Genomic DNA, 16,844 nt, shown 5'->3' with positions numbered 1-16,844 from the left:
CGAGATGCCGTATTAGTACTGCCAGCAAACAAATCGGTCGGACGGCAGAGCAGCCGCCCGGGCCATGTCGAAGAGGCAGCAGAATGTCGAATCGCTTCACCCCCACCCCCGCCGACCGGTTCACCTTCGGGCTCTGGACCGTCGGCTGGCGAGGCAYCGACCCCTTCGGTGACGCCACCCGCCCCGCCCTGGACCCGGTCGAGTCCGTCGAGCGCCTCGCGGAACTCGGCGCGCACGGTGTGACGTTCCACGACGACGACCTGATCCCGTTCGGATCCTCGGACTCCGAGCGCGCCGCGATCATCGCGCGCTTCAAGGGCGCCCTGGACCGCACCGGTCTCAAGGTCCCCATGGCCACCACGAACCTGTTCACGCACCCCGTCTTCAAGGACGGCGGCTTCACCGCCAACGACCGCGACGTCCGCCGCTTCGCGCTGCGCAAGGTCATCCGCAACATCGACCTCGCCGTCGAGCTGGGCGCCGAGACGTACGTCGCCTGGGGCGGCCGCGAGGGCGCCGAGTCCGGCGGGGCCAAGGACGTGCGCGTCGCGCTGGACCGGATGAAGGAAGCGTTCGACCTGCTCGGCGAGTACGTCGTCGACCAGGGCTACGACCTGAAGTTCGCGATCGAGCCCAAGCCGAACGAGCCGCGCGGCGACATCCTGCTCCCGACCGTGGGCCACGCCCTCGCCTTCATCGAGCGCCTGGAGCGCCCGGAGATGTACGGCGTGAACCCCGAGGTCGGCCACGAGCAGATGGCCGGGCTGAACTTCGCGCACGGCATCGCGCAGGCCCTGTGGGCGGGCAAGCTCTTCCACATCGACCTCAACGGCCAGTCCGGCATCAAGTACGACCAGGACCTCCGCTTCGGCGCCGGCGACCTGCGCCAGGCCTTCTGGCTCGTCGACCTGCTGGAGAGCTCGGACTACGCGGGCCCGCTGCACTTCGACTTCAAGCCGGTGCGCACCGACGGTATCGACGGGGTGTGGGAGTCCGCGAAGAACTGCATGCGCAACTACCTGATCCTCAAGGAGCGCGCGCTGGCGTTCCGCGCCGACCCGGCCGTCCAGGAGGCGCTGGCCGCCTCCCGCCTGGACGAGCTGGCGCAGCCCACCGCCGCCGACGGCGTCAAGGCCCTGCTCGCGGACCGTTCCGCGTACGAGGACTTCGACGTGGACGGCGCCGCCGAGCGCTCGATGGCCTTCGAGGCGCTCGACCAGCTCGCCATGGAGCACCTGCTCGGCGTCAGCTGACCCCACCGGGGTGTCCGGCGCGGACCGTCGCCGCCGGACACCCCTCTCTCCCCGCGCGCGGGCCTGCCGGACCCGCGCCCGGGCGGACGGATCCACCTCGTCGGGACACAGTGGTCCCCCCGGGCCCGGCACCCCTCTCACGCAAGGGCACCATCGTGACAGCACCTTCTCCGGACGGCATGCGCCAGCCGCGCCGCCGTCATCACCGGCGGGTCATCGTCCCGCTCACCGTCGTCTCCGCGCTGGTCGGCGGCGTCGTCCTGTCCGGCTGCGGGCAGCAGCGGGATGCGGACGTGTACACCGTCATGAACTCGTCGACCGACGAGTCCTACCACCGCTGGGACGCCCAGACGCTGGCCCGGTGCAGCAAGACGCTCGGGGTGAAGATCGAGCAGCAGAGCGTCCCCGCCTCGCAGGTGATGACGAAGGCCCTGCGGATGGCGTCCTCGAAGTCGCTGCCCGACGTGCTCCAGCTGGACGCCTCCGAGATGCCGACGTTCGCCGAGGCGGGCGGGCTGATCCCGCTGAAGGACCTCGGTCTGACCACGCGGGACATCCCCGAGGGCATCGTCAACTTCGGCTCGTACGACGGGAAGTACTACGGGGCCGCGCGCACCGTGAACACCCTGGCGCTGTTCTACAACAAGGACACCCTCGCCAAGGCCGGCCTGGAGGTGCCCACTACCTGGGCCGAGATGCAGGCGACCGCGAAGAAGCTCACCCAGGGCAAGCGGTACGGCCTCGCGCTCAGCGCGGGCGGTGCGGAGGACGGCGTCTTCCAGTTCACCCCGTTCATGTGGTCCAACGGCGGCGACGAGACGAAGCTCGACAGCCCGCAGGTCGCCGGGGCGCTGGACTACTGGAAGAGCCTCCTCAAGGACGGCTCGCTGTCCAAGTCGACGGTCAACTGGACCCAGGCGGACGTGAACGACCAGTTCATGGCAGGCAACGCCGCCATGATGATCAACGGCCCGTGGCAGGTGGAGACCCTCAACTCCAAGAAGGGTCTGAACTGGGGCATCGCCCAGATCCCGGTCCCGAAGGCCGGCGACGACTCGGTGGGTCCGCTGGGCGGCGGCGTGCTGACCGTGCCCAACACCGGCGACGAGGCGCGGGAGAAGATGGCCGCCCGGATCATCGGCTGCATGTCGGGCGAGCAGGAGCAGATCACCTACGCGATCAACAGCTGGATGGTTCCGGCCAACGAGAAGGCCGCCGCCGTCTGGCGTACGAAGGCTCCGGAGCTGGCCGCACTCGCCGACCAGGTCGCCACGGCCCGTTCGCGTACCGCGAAGCTCGGCGCGCAGTGGTCGTCCGTGTCGCTGGCCCTGCAGAGCGCCTTCCAGTCCGCGCTCACCGGCGAGTCCAGCGAGGCCGCGCTCAAGCGTGCCCAGCAGCAGGTCACGAGCGGGAACTGAGGTAACGAACCATGTCATCCACCACAGCCTCGGCCGCCGCGCTGTCGGCCGACCCGAAGGCCCCCGCGGCCGGTGCGGTCAAGAAGCCGGTGAACCCGCGGAGCGCCAAACGGCGCCGTACGCTCGCCCAGTGGGGGTTCATCGCCCCCGCCGTGATCTTCATGGCGCTGTTCTTCGGCTACCCGCTCGTCCGCAACATCGTGATGAGCTTCCAGGACTACTCGCCGTCCACCTTCTTCACCGGCGACGCGCCGTTCAACGGCTTCGACAACTGGAGCAACGTCTTCAACGACGGGCTGTTCGGCAAGGCCCTGTGGCAGACGATCCTGTTCACGATCGGATCGCTCGTCGGCCAGTTCTGCATCGGCCTGGGCCTCGCCGTCTTCTTCACCCGCCGCTTCCCGCTGAACGGGATCCTGCGCTCGCTGATCCTGCTGCCGTGGCTCGTCCCGATGGTCGTCTCCGGCATCGTGTGGCGGCGCATCTTCGACCAGGACACCGGCGTCCTCAACTCCTTCCTGGGCACCATCGGCCTCCCCGGCGACACGCCGTGGCTGACGAGCACCAGCATGGCGCTGATCTCGGTGATCCTGGTGAACATCTGGATCGGCATCCCGTTCAACATGGTGATCCTGTACGGCGGCCTCCAGGAGGTCCCCAAGGAGCTGAACGAGGCCGCCTCGCTCGACGGCGCGTCCGCCTGGCGTACGTTCCGCTCGGTCACCCTGCCCATGCTCAAGCCCGTCATCACCGTGGTGCTGGTGCTCGGCTTCATGTCGACGGTGAAGATCCTCGACCTGGTCCTCGCCCTCACCGACGGCGGGCCCGCCGACTCCACGCAGACGCTCGGCACGCTCACGTACCAGAACTCCTTCGTCCAGATGGACTTCGGGGCCGGTGCCGTGGTCGGCAACATCCTGATCCTGATCTCCGCCGTCTTCGCGGTGTTCTACCTGCGGGTCAACCGCAACGAGGGGAAGTGACCGGCATGGCGACCACCACCCAGATCCCCGCCGCCCCGGCTCCCGCCGTCCACCGGCAAAAGCGCCGCTGGGGAGCGACCGTCCTCGGCGTCGTCATCCTCGCGGTGATGCTGTTCCCGCTGTACTGGATGATCAACACCGCGCTGCAGCCGGACGCCAGCCTGGTCGACGTCGGCCCGGTCCCGAGCGGCGTGGACTTCTCCGGCTTCACCTCCGCCTTCACCGAGCAGGGCGGCAACCTGCTGACCTCGCTGGCCGTGGCGCTCGGCGCCGTGGCGATCTGCCTGGCGATCTCCGCACCGGCGGCGTACGGCCTGGCGCAGTTCAACCTGCGCGGCGGCAAGACGATCGTCTTCGGCACGCTCATCACCCAGATGGTGCCGGGCATCGTCATCGCGAACGCCCTGTACAGCGCGTACGTGGACCTCGGCCTGGTCAACTCCTACTTCGGCCTGATGCTGGCGGACGCCTCGCTGGGCATCCCGTTCGCGATCGTGCTGATGCGCTCGTTCATGGTGTCCATCCCGCGCGAGGTCATCGAGGCCGCCGAGGTCGACGGCGCCGGCCGCATCCGTACGTTCATCCAGGTCGTCCTGCCGATGAGCCGCAACTCGCTCATCACCGCAGGGCTGTTCTCGTTCCTGTACGCGTGGAGCGACTTCATGTTCGCGCTGACCCTGAACACCACGGACGACGTCAAACCGATCACACTGGGCATCTACCAGTACATCGGCGCCCACGTCGGTGACTGGGGTTCGGTCATGGCGGCTTCGGTCCTCTCGGCCGTGCCCGCCGCGGTCCTGCTCGTCCTGTCCCAGAAATACATCGCCGCCGGAATCACCGGCGGCTCGGTCAAGTAAGGGTTTCCATGAGTGACTTCCCGGTCTTCCCGCCCGGTTTCGTCTTCGGCGCGGCCACGGCCTCGTACCAGATCGAGGGCGCCGTGGATGAAGACGGCCGCGGGCCGTCCATCTGGGACACCTACAGCCACACGCCGGGGAAGACCGACGGCGGTGACACGGGCGACGTCGCGTGCGACCACTACCACCGCTACCCCGAGGACGTGGCACTGCTGCGTGACCTCGGCGTGGACTCCTACCGCTTCTCCATAGCCTGGTCGCGCATCCAGCCCGAGGGCAGCGGTGCGGTCAACGCCAAGGGCCTGGACTTCTACTCCCGGCTGGTCGACGAGCTCCTCGAGGCGGGCATCGAGCCGGCCGCCACCCTCTACCACTGGGACCTGCCGCAGGCCCTGGAGGACAAGGGCGGCTGGCGGGTACGCGAGACCGCGGAGCGCTTCGGTGAGTACACGGCGATCATGGCCGAGCACCTGGGTGACCGGGTGCCGCGCTGGATCACGTTGAACGAGCCGTGGTGCAGCGCCTTCCTCGGCTACTCGGTGGGCCGGCACGCACCGGGCGCCAAGGAGGGCCGCGGCGCCCTGGCCGCCGCGCACCACCTGCTCGTCGGCCACGGCCACGCGATGACCGCGCTGCGCGCGGCGGGGGTCCGCGAGGCGGGCATCACGCTCAACCTGGACCGCAACGTCCCGGCCACCGAGTCGGACGCCGACCTCGCCGCAGTCGTCCGCGCGGACACCCAGCACAACCTCGTGTGGACCGAGCCGATCCTGGCGGGCCGCTACCCGTCCACCGAGGAGGAGACCTGGGGCGAGCTCATCACCGCGCAGGACTTCCGGCGCGAGGGCGACCTGGAGCTGATCTCCCAGCCGATGGACTTCCTGGGCATCAACTACTACCGCCCCATCGTGGTCGCCGCCGCCCCGCACCGCGAGGCCGACCCGGCCCTGCGGGTCGCCACGGACAACCGCTACAGCGAGGGCGAGTACCGGGGCGTCCGCAAGACGGCGATGAACTGGCCGGTCGTGCCCGAGTCCTTCACCGACCTGCTGACCGCGCTGAAGCAGACGTACGGCGACGCGCTGCCGCCGGTGCACATCACGGAGAACGGCTCGGCGGAGTTCGACACCGTGGACGCCGACGGCTCGGTGCACGACGCGGACCGTGTCGAGTACCTCCAGACGCACCTGACGGCGCTGCGAGCGGCGATGGACGCGGGCGTCGAGGTGCGCGGCTACTACGTCTGGTCGCTGCTGGACAACTTCGAGTGGGCACTCGGGTACGCGAAGCGGTTCGGGATCATCCGGGTCGACTACGACACGCTGGAGCGCACGCCGAAGGACAGCTACCGCTGGTATCAGGAGCTGATCGCGGCGCACCGGAAGTAGTCCGGCCCGGTCCGGTCCGGTCTCATCCGGTCCGGTCTCATCATCCGGTCCTGCCCCCGTTCGCCCCGAGGCGGACGGGGGCAGTGCGTTACGTGCCCCGGCCTTCAGCGCGCCGCGTACGCCGCCGGGTCCGCCAGGACCCCGCGCACCACCCGCGCCGCCGCGCCTCGCGCGGCGTCGCCGGAGAGCGAGGAGGCCCGCAGCCCGCCGCCGTCGCTGCGCCACCGGCCCGAGACCACCCGGTCCGCGAGCTGTGCCTGGGCCACCCCGGCGAGCCAGGGCATCAGGTCGCGGTAGACGCCGCCGAGGACGACGGTGTCCAGGTCGAAGAGGTTGACCGCCCCGGCCAGCACCACGCCCATGCGGTCCCCCGCCGCCCGCAGCACCTCCAGCGTGGCCGGGTCGTCCGATCTCGCCCGCTTCTCCAGCTCCCCGAGTCCGCGCACCCCCGCCGCCGGGTCGATGCCGGCGGCCCGCAGCAGGGCCGCCTGACCGGCGTACTGCTCGAGACAGCCCCGGGCGCCGCACCCGCACAGCGGCCCGTCCGGGTCGACGACCACGTGCCCGACCTCCCCCGCGAATCCGTGGGCGCCCCGCAGCAGTTCGCCCCGGAGCACCAGCGCACCGCCGACGCCGATCTCGCCGGTGAGGTAGAGGAACCCGCGGGCGTCGCCGAGGCCGCCGAACCACAGCTCGGCCAGCGCCGCCAGATTGGCCTCGTTGTCGGAACTGACCGCCAGCGCCCGGCCGGCGGGCCGCAGTGTGCTGAGTGCCTGGCCGAAGATGCCTTCGGCCGCGACGCGGTACCAGCCCAGGTTGGGTGCCTGGCGGACCATGCCGCCGGAGACGAGGCCGGGCAGGGCCAGTTCGACGCCGACGGCGCGCAGCCCCTGCTCGCCGGTCGAGGTGATGACCCGGTTGGTGAGGCGGGCGGCGTGGGCGAGGACCTCGGCCGGCGGGGTGTTCCGGTTGTCGATGTGCTCGGTGACGCGGACCCGGTCGGTGCCGGTGAGCCCAACCGCGCACACGGAGACGTAGTCGATGTTGATCTCGACGCCGAGCCCGGCCGGGCCGGTCTCCGACACCTTCAGGACGGTGCCGGGGCGGCCCGCGCTTCCGCTGAACGTCTTGCCGGACTCGGTCAGGTGGTCGAGCTCCAGCAGTTCCTCGACGAGCGAGGAGACCGCGGCCCGGGTCAGTCCGACACGGGCCGCCACCCGGGCGCGGGTCACCTCGCCCTCCTCCAGGACGGCACGCAGGACCAGGCCGAGGTTGTTGCGGCGCACGGACTCGGCTCCGGCCTTGGCGCCGGGCGAGGTGGGTCGGATCGTCGTCATCAGACCTTCGAGCGTAGGCCCTCGGCCGTCCGCGTCGCGCGCACACCCGCGGACGACCTGCGGGTTTCGTCCGCTGCGGCTGCCTGTCCGGCAAGATCACACGCCCGAAACATCACCGCAGCCCGCCCGACAAGTCCCCCTGTTACGTTCGGTGTACGCGGCCGCCGTTGCCCGCCCCACCCGCCGCCGGACCCGTGGTCCGGCCGGTGAACGAGGAGGTAAGCGGTGCACGTTCCGGCCGACCGATCCGACCGCCGATCCATCCGGCCCGACGGCCCATCCATCGGGGTCGGCGGCCGATCCATCCGATCCATCTGGTTCGATCGCCGGTCCGACCGGTTCGACCGATCCACCTGGCTCGACCGCAGGTCCGACCGATCCATCCCGTCCGACCGATCCATCCCGTCCGACCGGTCCGTCCCGTCCGACCGCCGATCCGACCGGTCCATCCGGTCCATCCGGTCCGACCGATCCGCCCGCACGAGGCCACGGCGGCGCCCCGCGCCCGCCTGGCTCACCCACGTCCTTCGCCTGCGCCGCGCCCCGGTGCCCCGCACGGCGATGGTGCGCGGCGCGCTCGGCGCCGGCCCCCTCCTCGGCGCGGGTATCGCCCTCGGGCAGCCGGGGGCGGGTGTCCTCGCCGCGCTCGGGGCGATGCTCGCCGGGGTCAACGACCGCCCAGGCACCCGTCGCAAGGGTCTCGTCCACATAGGGCTGCCGGCCGCGGCCGGATCGCTGGGGCTGCTCGTCGGCGCCCTGGTCGCGGACGCGACGGGGCGGTGGGCGGCGGTCCCCGTGCTCTTCATGGTGGGCTGGGTCTCCGGGGCGCTGAGCGCCAGGGGCGCCGTGTGGTCGGCGGCCGCCCTCCAGATGCTCGTCGCCACGACGATCGGCATGGGGATGCCGCTGGCCGGTCCCGCGTGGCTGAAGGCGCTGTGCTTCCTCGCCGGCGCGGGCTGGCTCGTCCTCCTGCGGCTGCTGCTGCGCGCCCCGCGCTCACCGGGTGCGACCCGGTGGAGCGGTGAACGCGAGGCCGTCGCCGCCGTGTTCGACGCGCTGGCGGACGCACTGGGCGCGCTCGGCGGACCGGGTGCGGCCCCCGCCCGGCGCACTCTGGTCGCCGCGCAGCAGCAGGCCGACGAGGCGTTGCGCCTGATGCGGCTGCTGCCGTGGCCCCGCCGGTCGGGCCGGACGGAGCACGCCCTCGTCGAGAGGTACGGCTCCGGCGTCGCGCTCTGCGAGGCGAGCATCGCGCTGCTGTGGGAGGGCCGCCCCGTCCCGGAGACGGTGGCCGAGGGCCCCCGGCGGCTCGCCGCGGCGGTCCGTTCCGGCGGACCGGCGGGCACCCTGCCGGGCCCGCCGCCGGACACGGTCGAACGGCTCGCCTTCGACCGGGCGGTGCTGGAGGCCGCGGTGGTCTTCGACCGGACGACGGCCGGTGCGCACGCCCCGCAGGACCCCGGGCACGCCCGTGCGGTGGGCCCGCGCCCCGGTCTCCGTCCGGGTCTGTTCACCTCCGCCGGGCGTGAGTACGGGCTGCGGGTGGCGCTCTGTGTCTCCGTCACGGCGGCCGTCGCGCTGCTGCTGCACGAGAACCACTGGTACTGGCTGCCCGCCACCGCCGCGTTCCTGGTGAAGCCCGACATGGGCCCGCTGTTCTCCCGGGTGGTGAACCGGTTCGCCGGGACCGTCGCCGGAGTCCTCTCCTTCGTCGCCCTCATGGCCGCGCTCGGCGGTCTCGGCGCGCCCGTGGTCGTGGCGGCGGTCGTCGTGGCCGGGGCCCTGGTGCCCCTGTCCACCCGCCACTTCGCGTTCCAGACCGCGGTGATCACCGTGCTCGTGCTGTCGTTCGTGCACACCGCGGGTGACACCGAGGCGGCGGCGTCCCGGCTGCTGGAGACCTTCCTGGCCTGCGTCATCGTGCTGCTCGTCGGCCATCTGCCGCTGGTGGCCGACCCCCGGGTACGGGTCGGTCACCGGTTCGCCGTCACGCTGCGCTGCACGGAGCGGTATCTGCGCCATGTCCTGGGCACTCCGCACCCGGCCGAGGACGGGCTGCCGGGCGGCGCCGGGGGTGGGCGGCAGCCGCGCGGCGCCGGGGACGGACGGCCGCGGGCCGACGCCGGGGACCGGCAGCGGGACGACGCGCAAGGGCTGGCGCTGCGCGGCGCCGCGTACCGGGCGCTGGCCGAGGCACGGGCCGCCGCGGAGACCGTCGCGGCCGAGCTGCCGGGCCCGTTCGGCGGGCGGCGCCACGACTGGTCGGCGGTGACGGTGGCCGCCGAGCTGGTCGTCGACGCGGCGACCGCGTGCGCGCTGCGGGTCGAGAACGGGGTGCCGCGGCCCTCGTCCGGCGAGGCGGAGCGGGTGACGACGGCGCTGTCCGTGCTGGCGGACGCCCTGGAGGACGGCCACCGCACCGCCCGGCCGGCGCCGGGCCCGGGTCCGCGGGACTGCCGGTCGCTGCGGGATGTGATGACGCAGTTGCACGGCATTCACCGGCTGACCACAGCGGGGTCCGCCGAGCCCTCGGCGGCCCGTTCCGTGACCCGTCCCTGACCTGGGGGCCCTGGCGCAACGCCCGGGCGGACGGGCGGAGATGTCGCTTTGACGCCTTTCCGTCAAACCCTTGGAGCCGTGAGGGACTCGTGAAAGGATCACCCTCAATTCCGTGGCGTGTCCCCGTATCCCGCGGCGCGTCACGCCTCGACCCACCACCCATGGAGAACACACGTGGCCAAGATCTCCGSCCGTCRGCCCGGGCGGGCAGCCACCCGCGTCGCCGCCGCCGCGATAACCGCGGCCCTCATCGGCACCGGCACCTCCGCCTTCGCGGCGGACACGGGCGACGCGCCCCTGTACGGCATCACGGGCGTGGACAGCACGGGCGCCTCGTACTACTACGCACCGGACGGCGAAGGCGGCCTGCAGGCCCGCGTCCCGTTCGACACGGGCTGGAAGGACACCAAGTTCCTCGGCCTCGTGGACAGCAACGCGGACAGCCTCCCCGACGGCCGCTGGCAGACCAACGCGGCGGGCGTCCTCAGCTACGCGGCCAACGACAACTCCGACCTCAAGAACGTCGGTCACGGCTGGGGCATCTACAACAAGCTCGTCTCCGCGGGCAACCTCGGCGGCGGTGAGGCCGGTGACCTCCTCGGCCGCGACGCCGCCGGAAACCTGTACCTGTACCTGGGTTACGGCGACGGCACCGTCACCCAGCGGTACAAGGTCGGCGGTGGCTGGAACGCGTACACGCAGCTCGCGGGCAACGGCGACCTGACCGGTGACGGCAAGAACGACATCGTCGCCGCCGACAAGTCGGGCGTCCTGTGGCTCTACAAGGGCACCGGCAACTACAAGGCCCCGTTCACCGCCCGCACCAAGGTCGGCGGTGGCTGGAACGCGTACAACACCGTCTTCGCCCCCGGCGACATCGACCTGGACGGCACGACCGACCTCGTCGGCCGCGACGCCAAGGGTGCGCTGTACCTCTACAAGGGCACGGGCAAGGCCGCGGCGCCGTACGGCACCCGCGCGCTGATCGGGACCGGTGGCTGGAACACCTACCGTCTTGTCTTCTGATCAAAAAGTGAAGGTTTCGCGACCGAAGTCATGACACGATTCGGATGAAACCCGTGGCCTGTCCGCCCTCCTGGGTCGGGCGGGCCACCCTTCATCTAGATCCATGGAGTACTTCGTGGCCAAAACCTCTGGCCGTAAGCACAGACGCATAGCCGCCCGCGTGGCCGCCGCGGCGATCACCGCCGCCCTCGTCGGCACCGGCACCTCCGCCGTCGCCGCCGACTCCCCGAGCCCGGTGGCTCCGAGCTCGGCCAACTCCGCGCAGCAGCCCGCCGCGGCAGCAGCAGCCGCCGCTGCCACCGTGTCGTCCGCCCTGTACGGAATCGACAAGGCCGGCAACTCGTACGGCTACACGCAGAACCAGAAGGGCGGCTTCCTCGCCCGCGAGTCGAACAGCGACGACAACTGGTCGGACATCAAGGACCTCGCCCAGGTCAACAACGGCACGGACGCCATGACCGACGGCCTGTGGGCGCGGGACTACTACGGCCACCTGCTGTACCTGCCCTGGAAGAGTGTCGGGTCGCAGGTCGGCAGCGGCTGGAACATCTACAACAAGATCGTCTCCGCGGGCAACTTCGGTGGCGCCGGAGCCGGCGACCTGCTGGCCCGTGACGGCTCGGGCGTGCTCTACCTCTACCTGGGCACGGGCAACGGCAAGCTGACGACCCGTTACAAGGTCGGCAGCGGCTGGAACGCGTACAGCCAGATCGCGGGCAACGGCGACCTGAGCGGCGACGGAAAGCACGACCTCGTCGCCCAGGACAAGTCCGGCGTCCTGTGGCTCTACAAGGGCACCGGCAACTACAAGGCCCCCTTCGCCGCCCGCACCAAGATCGGCAGCGGCTGGGGCGCGTACAACACGCTCATCTCGACGGGCGACCTCGACTACGACGGCAGGGCCGACCTGCTCGCCCGTGACAAGGACGGCGTCCTCTGGCGCTACTCCGGCACCGGCAACGCGGCTTCGCCGTTCAAGGCGCGCGTGAAGATCGGTGGCGGCTGGAGCACCTACCGACTGCTCTACTGAGCCCGGTAGTCACCCCCACATCATGAGAGAGGGCCGCACCCCCGTCGCCGGGGGTGCGGCCCTCTCGCCGTACTGCCGCTGATGCCTACTTGCGGATCAGGCTGCGGAGCACGTACTGCAGGATGCCGCCGTTGCGGTAGTAGTCCGCCTCACCGGGGGTGTCGATGCGGACGACACCGTCGAACTCCACACCGGTGTCGGTGGTGACCTTGACGGTGCGCGGGGTGGTGCCGTCGTTCAGCTCGGTCACGCCGGTGAAGGAGAAGGTCTCCTCGCCGGTGAGGCCGAGGGTCTCGGCGGTGTGGCCCTCCGGGAACTGGAGCGGGAGGACGCCCATGCCGATGAGGTTCGAGCGGTGGATGCGCTCGTAGGACTCGGCGATGACGGCCTTGACGCCCAGGAGCGCGGTGCCCTTGGCCGCCCAGTCGCGGGACGAGCCGGAGCCGTACTCCTTGCCCGCCAGGATGACGAGCGGGGTGCCGGCGGCCTGGTAGTTCTGCGAGGCGTCGTAGATGAACGACACGGGGCCGTCGGCCTGCGTGAAGTCGCGGGTGAAGCCGCCCTCGGTGCCCGGCGCGATCTGGTTGCGCAGACGGATGTTGGCGAACGTGCCGCGGATCATGACCTCGTGGTTGCCACGGCGCGAGCCGTAGGAGTTGAAGTCACGGCGCTCGATGCCGTGCTCCGTGAGGTACTTGCCGGCCGGGGTGTCGGCCTTGATCGCACCGGCCGGGGAGATGTGGTCGGTGGTGACCGAGTCGCCCAGCTTGGCGAGGACGCGGGCGCCGGTGATGTCCTCGACCGGCGTCGTCTCCATCGTCATGCCCTCGAAGTAAGGGGGCTTACGGACGTAGGTGGACTCGGCGTCCCACTCGAAGGTGTTGCCGGTGGGGATCGAGAGCGCCTGCCACTGGGCGTCGCCCGCGAAGACGTCCTGGTAGGACTTGTTGAACATGTCCTCGCCGATGGAGTTGGCGACGACGTCGTTCACCTCGGCCTCGGACGGCCAGATGTCGGCGAGGAAGACGGGCTTGCCGTCCTGGTCGACGCCGAGGGCGTCCTTGGTGATGTCGACCTTCATCGAACCGGCGATGGCGTACGCGACGACCAGCGGCGGGGACGCCAGGTAGTTCATCTTGACGTCGGGGTTGATCCGGCCCTCGAAGTTACGGTTGCCGGAGAGCACCGAGGTCACGGCCAGGTCGTGCTCGTTGACCGCCTTGGAAACCTCTTCCGGCAGCGGGCCGGAGTTGCCGATGCAGGTGGTGCAGCCGTAGCCGACGAGGTTGAAACCGACCTTGTCGAGGTACGGGGTCAGGCCCGCCTTGTCGAAGTAGTCGGTGACGACCTTCGAGCCCGGGGCGAGGGTGGTCTTGACCCACGGCTTGCGGGTCAGGCCCTTCTCGACGGCCTTCTTCGCCACGAGCGCCGCGGCGACCATGACGTACGGGTTCGAGGTGTTGGTGCAGGACGTGATCGCGGCGACGGTGACGGCGCCGTGGTCCAGCTCGTACGTGGTGCCGTCGGGGGCGGTGACGGTGACCGGGTTCGTCGGGCCGGCCGCACCGATGGCCGGGGAGTCGGAGGCCGGGAAGGACTCCTTGCCCGCCTCGTCGACGCAGTCCACGTAGTTGCGGACGTCCTGGGCGAACTGTGCCTTGGCGTTCGCGAGGACGATGCGGTCCTGCGGGCGCTTCGGGCCGGCGATGGAGGGGACGACCGTGGAGAGGTCGAGCTCCAGCTTCTCGGAGAAGTCGGGCTCGGCGGCCGGGTCGAGCCAGAGGCCCTGCTCCTTGGCGTACGCCTCGACGAGCGCGACCTGCTGCGCGTCACGACCGGTCAGACGCAGGTACTTCAGCGTCTCCTCGTCGATCGGGAAGATCGCGGCGGTGGAGCCGAACTCCGGCGACATGTTGCCGATGGTGGCGCGGTTCGCGAGGGAGGTGGCGGCGACGCCCTCACCGTAGAACTCGACGAACTTGCCGACGACGCCGTGCTTGCGCAGCATCTCGGTGATGGTCAGCACAAGGTCGGTGGCGGTGGTGCCGGCCGGCAGCTCGCCGGTCAGCTTGAAGCCGACGACGCGCGGGATGAGCATGGAGACCGGCTGGCCGAGCATCGCGGCCTCGGCCTCGATGCCGCCGACGCCCCAGCCCAGCACACCGAGGCCGTTGACCATGGTGGTGTGCGAGTCGGTGCCGACGAGGGTGTCGGGGTACGCCTGGCCGTTACGGACCATGACGGTGCGGGCCAGGTGCTCGATGTTGACCTGGTGGACGATGCCGGTGCCCGGGGGGACGACCTTGAACTCGTCGAAGGCGGTCTGGCCCCAGCGCAGGAACTGGTAGCGCTCCTTGTTACGGCCGTACTCCAGCTCGACGTTCTGCGCGAACGCGTCGTTGGTGCCGAACTTGTCGGCGATGACGGAGTGGTCGATGACCAGCTCGGCCGGCGCGAGGGGGTTGATCTTCGTCGCGTCGCCGCCGAGCTCCTTGACGGCCTCACGCATGGTGGCGAGGTCCACGACACAGGGCACACCGGTGAAGTCCTGCATGATCACGCGGGCCGGGGTGAACTGGATCTCCTGGCTGGGCTGGGCCTGGGAGTCCCAGCCGCCGAGCGCCCGGATGTGGTCGGCGGTGATGTTCGCGCCGTCCTCCGTGCGGAGCAGGTTCTCCAGCAGCACCTTCAGGCTGTAAGGGAGGCGCGCGGAGCCCTCGACCTTGTCCAGCTTGAAGATCTCGTACGACTCGTCGCCCACGCGCAGCGTGCTGCGGGCGTCGAAGCTGTTCGCCGACACGACAGTCTCCTTCATCAATGTGCGCGTAACTCCGCGCCGCGCCTCACTTCGGCGGGCGCCGCGTGGTGCCGCCTTCGGCGAGCCGGACATCCGCTAAGGTAAGGCTTAGTTAGGTAACCCTTACCGCACGGTGGCCCGCTGTGCGCCTTCGGCATATATCTCGATGTCGAGATAACTCTAGTACATCACCGTGGACGGGTCATGTCCGGCCACCCCCTGCCGCCGTCAGTCGATCGTGTCCTTCGGTGGCGCACCCGGCCGTACCCGACAACGCCTCATGGGCCCGGGCCGGCCATCCGCCACCCCACCCCCACCGTCCAGCTGCGCCGATGGGTGCGCACCACGCGCCGAACGGGCCCACCGGCCGGAACATGAGCAACGGCCCCACCACCCACGGCGCATACGGTCGCACCCCTCACACACCCCCGTCACCCGAACGCCACACCCCACCAAGATCCTCATCTCATATCTGAGATAGCCTTCCGGCATGTCAGATGACTACCTCGTACGTATCGGCAAGCTCATCCGTGACGCCCGTCAGCACCGGGGCTGGACACAGAGTCAGCTCGCCGAGGCGCTCGCCACCAGCCAGAGCGCCGTGAACCGCATCGAGCGCGGCAACCAAAACATCAGCCTTGAGATGATTGCCCGCATCGGTGAAGCACTCGACAGCGAGATCGTGTCGCTCGGCTACGCCGGACCCATGCATCTGCGGGTGGTCGGCGGGCGCCGGCTCTCCGGATCCATCGACGTCAAGACCAGCAAGAACGCGTGTGTGGCGCTGCTCTGCGCCTCGCTGCTCAACAAGGGCCGTACGGTGCTGCGCCGGGTGGCCAGGATCGAGGAGGTCTACCGCCTCCTGGAGGTGCTGAACTCCATCGGGGTGCGCGCCCGGTGGATCAACGACGGCACGGACCTGGAGATCATCCCGCCGGCCCGGCTCGACATGGACGCCATCGACGCGGACGCGGCCCGCCGGACCCGGTCGATCATCATGTTCCTCGGTCCGCTGCTGCACCGCATGGACCGGTTCAAGCTGCCGTACGCGGGCGGCTGCGACCTCGGCACCCGCACGATCGAGCCGCACATGATCGCGCTGCGCCGCTTCGGCCTGGAGATCGCCGCGACCGAGGGCATCTACCACGCCCAGGTCGACCACTCCGTCGTCCCCGGCCGCCCCATCGTGCTGACCGAGCGCGGCGACACCGTGACCGAGAACGCGCTGCTGGCCGCCGCCCGGCACGACGGCACCACCGTCATCCGCAACGCGTCCTCCAACTACATGGTCCAGGACCTCTGCTTCTTCCTGGAGGCTCTGGGCGTACGGGTGGACGGCGTTGGTACGACGACGCTGACCGTGCACGGCGTGCCGAACATCGACGTGGACGTCGACTACTCCCCCTCCGAGGACCCGGTCGAGGCGATGAGCCTGCTCGCCGCCGCCGTCGTCACGGAGTCGGAGCTGACGATCCGCCGGGTGCCGATCGAGTTCCTGGAGATCGAGCTCGCGGTCCTGGAGGAGATGGGCGTCGACTGCGCCCGCACCGCGGAGTACGCGGCCGACAACGGGCGCACCCGCCTGGTCGACCTGACGGTCCGGCCCTCCAAACTGGAGGCGCCCATCGACAAGATCCACCCGATGCCGTTCCCGGGCCTCAACATCGACAACGTGCCGTTCTTCGCGGCCATCGCGGCCTCGGCCCACGGCCAGACCCTGATCCACGACTGGGTCTACGACAACCGCGCGATCTACCTCACCGACCTCAACCGCCTCGGCGGCCGGCTCCAACTCCTGGACCCGCACCGGGTCCTGGTCGAGGGCCCGACCCGGTGGCGCGCGGCGGAGATGATGTGCCCGCCGGCCCTGCGCCCGGCCGTGGTGGTACTGCTCGCGATGATGGCGGCCGAGGGGACCTCCGTACTGCGCAACGTGTATGTGATCAACCGCGGTTACGAGGAGCTGGCGGAGCGGCTGAACTCGGTGGGGGCGCAGATCGAGATCTTCCGCGACATCTGAAAGCCCGCAAAAATGGCCCCGTCACACCCCTTCTGACCTGCACAAATGCAAGTTGAGGCGGGGTGTGGCGGAGTCCCTGGGACTTTTCTGGGACTTTGGACCAGGAGCGACGACTTCCGTGCACCGCGATCTTCACGTGATGAGTCATCGGAAAGATGTCGACCTGGACGTCT

11 protein-coding genes are annotated in these 16,844 nt (G+C 70.3%); 9 read left to right on the top strand and 2 right to left on the bottom strand.

Translation table 11 applies throughout. The features are described 5' to 3' along the window. Window positions 1-83: 83 nt before the first annotated feature. The 5 genes from xylA to EAO72_RS37585 all read left to right on the top strand — a co-directional run bounded on the left by xylA (window position 84) and on the right by EAO72_RS37585 (window position 5,902). Complete coding sequence (gene xylA / locus EAO72_RS37605; protein WP_148021478.1) at window positions 84-1,253, top strand: xylose isomerase; 1,170 nt, start codon at window positions 84-86, stop codon at window positions 1,251-1,253. 179 nt (window positions 1,254-1,432) lie between these two features. Then, window positions 1,433-2,671 carry an ABC transporter substrate-binding protein gene (locus EAO72_RS37600; RefSeq protein ID WP_148022259.1) on the top strand — a complete coding sequence of 413 codons (1,239 nt, stop codon included), beginning with the start codon at window positions 1,433-1,435 and terminating at the stop codon, window positions 2,669-2,671. 11 nt (window positions 2,672-2,682) lie between these two features. Continuing rightward, on the top strand, window positions 2,683-3,654 hold the full coding sequence (locus tag EAO72_RS37595) for a carbohydrate ABC transporter permease (protein WP_148021477.1): 972 nt from the start codon (window positions 2,683-2,685) through the stop codon (window positions 3,652-3,654). A 5-nt stretch (window positions 3,655-3,659) separates the two neighbouring features. Next, window positions 3,660-4,514, top strand: coding sequence for a carbohydrate ABC transporter permease (locus tag EAO72_RS37590; protein ID WP_148021476.1), 855 nt, complete (start codon window positions 3,660-3,662; stop codon window positions 4,512-4,514). Between the two features lie 8 nt (window positions 4,515-4,522). After that, complete coding sequence (locus EAO72_RS37585) at window positions 4,523-5,902, top strand: GH1 family beta-glucosidase (protein WP_148021475.1); 1,380 nt, start codon at window positions 4,523-4,525, stop codon at window positions 5,900-5,902. A 104-nt stretch (window positions 5,903-6,006) separates the two neighbouring features. Here the strand turns inward: EAO72_RS37585 and EAO72_RS37580 are convergent, their stop codons facing one another. Beyond that, window positions 6,007-7,239, bottom strand: a complete 1,233-nt coding sequence (locus EAO72_RS37580; protein ID WP_148021474.1) for an ROK family protein — start codon at window positions 7,237-7,239, stop codon at window positions 6,007-6,009. A gap of 546 nt (window positions 7,240-7,785) precedes the next feature. On the opposite strand from EAO72_RS37580, the gene EAO72_RS37575 reads away from it, so the two are divergent. The 3 genes from EAO72_RS37575 to EAO72_RS37565 all read left to right on the top strand — a co-directional run bounded on the left by EAO72_RS37575 (window position 7,786) and on the right by EAO72_RS37565 (window position 11,854). Further along, complete coding sequence (locus EAO72_RS37575; protein WP_261991757.1) at window positions 7,786-9,798, top strand: FUSC family protein; 2,013 nt, start codon at window positions 7,786-7,788, stop codon at window positions 9,796-9,798. A 174-nt stretch (window positions 9,799-9,972) separates the two neighbouring features. Continuing rightward, complete coding sequence (locus tag EAO72_RS37570; RefSeq protein ID WP_148021473.1) at window positions 9,973-10,824, top strand: FG-GAP repeat domain-containing protein; 852 nt, start codon at window positions 9,973-9,975, stop codon at window positions 10,822-10,824. 115 nt (window positions 10,825-10,939) lie between these two features. Beyond that, complete coding sequence (locus EAO72_RS37565) at window positions 10,940-11,854, top strand: FG-GAP repeat domain-containing protein (RefSeq protein WP_261991756.1); 915 nt, start codon at window positions 10,940-10,942, stop codon at window positions 11,852-11,854. Window positions 11,855-11,939: 85 nt separating this feature from the next. Here the strand turns inward: EAO72_RS37565 and acnA are convergent, their stop codons facing one another. Beyond that, on the bottom strand, window positions 11,940-14,654 hold the full coding sequence (acnA, locus tag EAO72_RS37560; protein ID WP_148021471.1) for an aconitate hydratase AcnA: 2,715 nt from the start codon (window positions 14,652-14,654) through the stop codon (window positions 11,940-11,942). Window positions 14,655-15,141: 487 nt separating this feature from the next. Between acnA and EAO72_RS37555 the strand changes: the two genes are divergently transcribed. Continuing rightward, entirely contained in the window at window positions 15,142-16,671 is a 1,530-nt protein-coding gene (locus tag EAO72_RS37555) for a helix-turn-helix domain-containing protein (protein ID WP_148021470.1), read from the top strand. The last annotated feature ends 173 nt before the right edge of the window (window positions 16,672-16,844 follow it).

Origin of the sequence: Streptomyces sp. OR43 (assembly GCF_008042275.1) — a bacterium.
GTDB lineage: Bacteria > Actinomycetota > Actinomycetes > Streptomycetales > Streptomycetaceae > Streptomyces.
Note: the sequence above shows the minus strand (reverse complement) of the source record. Positions and strands in the feature narration are given on the sequence as shown.

Excerpts from the sequence above, each read along its gene's own strand:
- EAO72_RS37600 (WP_148022259.1), top strand. The coding sequence starts at position 1,433 with ATGCGCCAGCCGCGCCGCCGTCATCACCGGCGGGTCATCGTCCCGCTC.
- EAO72_RS37595 (WP_148021477.1), top strand. The coding sequence starts at position 2,683 with ATGTCATCCACCACAGCCTCGGCCGCCGCGCTGTCGGCCGACCCGAAG.
- EAO72_RS37590 (WP_148021476.1), top strand. The coding sequence starts at position 3,660 with ATGGCGACCACCACCCAGATCCCCGCCGCCCCGGCTCCCGCCGTCCAC.
- EAO72_RS37585 (WP_148021475.1), top strand. The coding sequence starts at position 4,523 with ATGAGTGACTTCCCGGTCTTCCCGCCCGGTTTCGTCTTCGGCGCGGCC.
- EAO72_RS37580 (WP_148021474.1), bottom strand. The coding sequence starts at position 7,239 with ATGACGACGATCCGACCCACCTCGCCCGGCGCCAAGGCCGGAGCCGAG.
- EAO72_RS37555 (WP_148021470.1), top strand. The coding sequence starts at position 15,142 with ATGTCAGATGACTACCTCGTACGTATCGGCAAGCTCATCCGTGACGCC.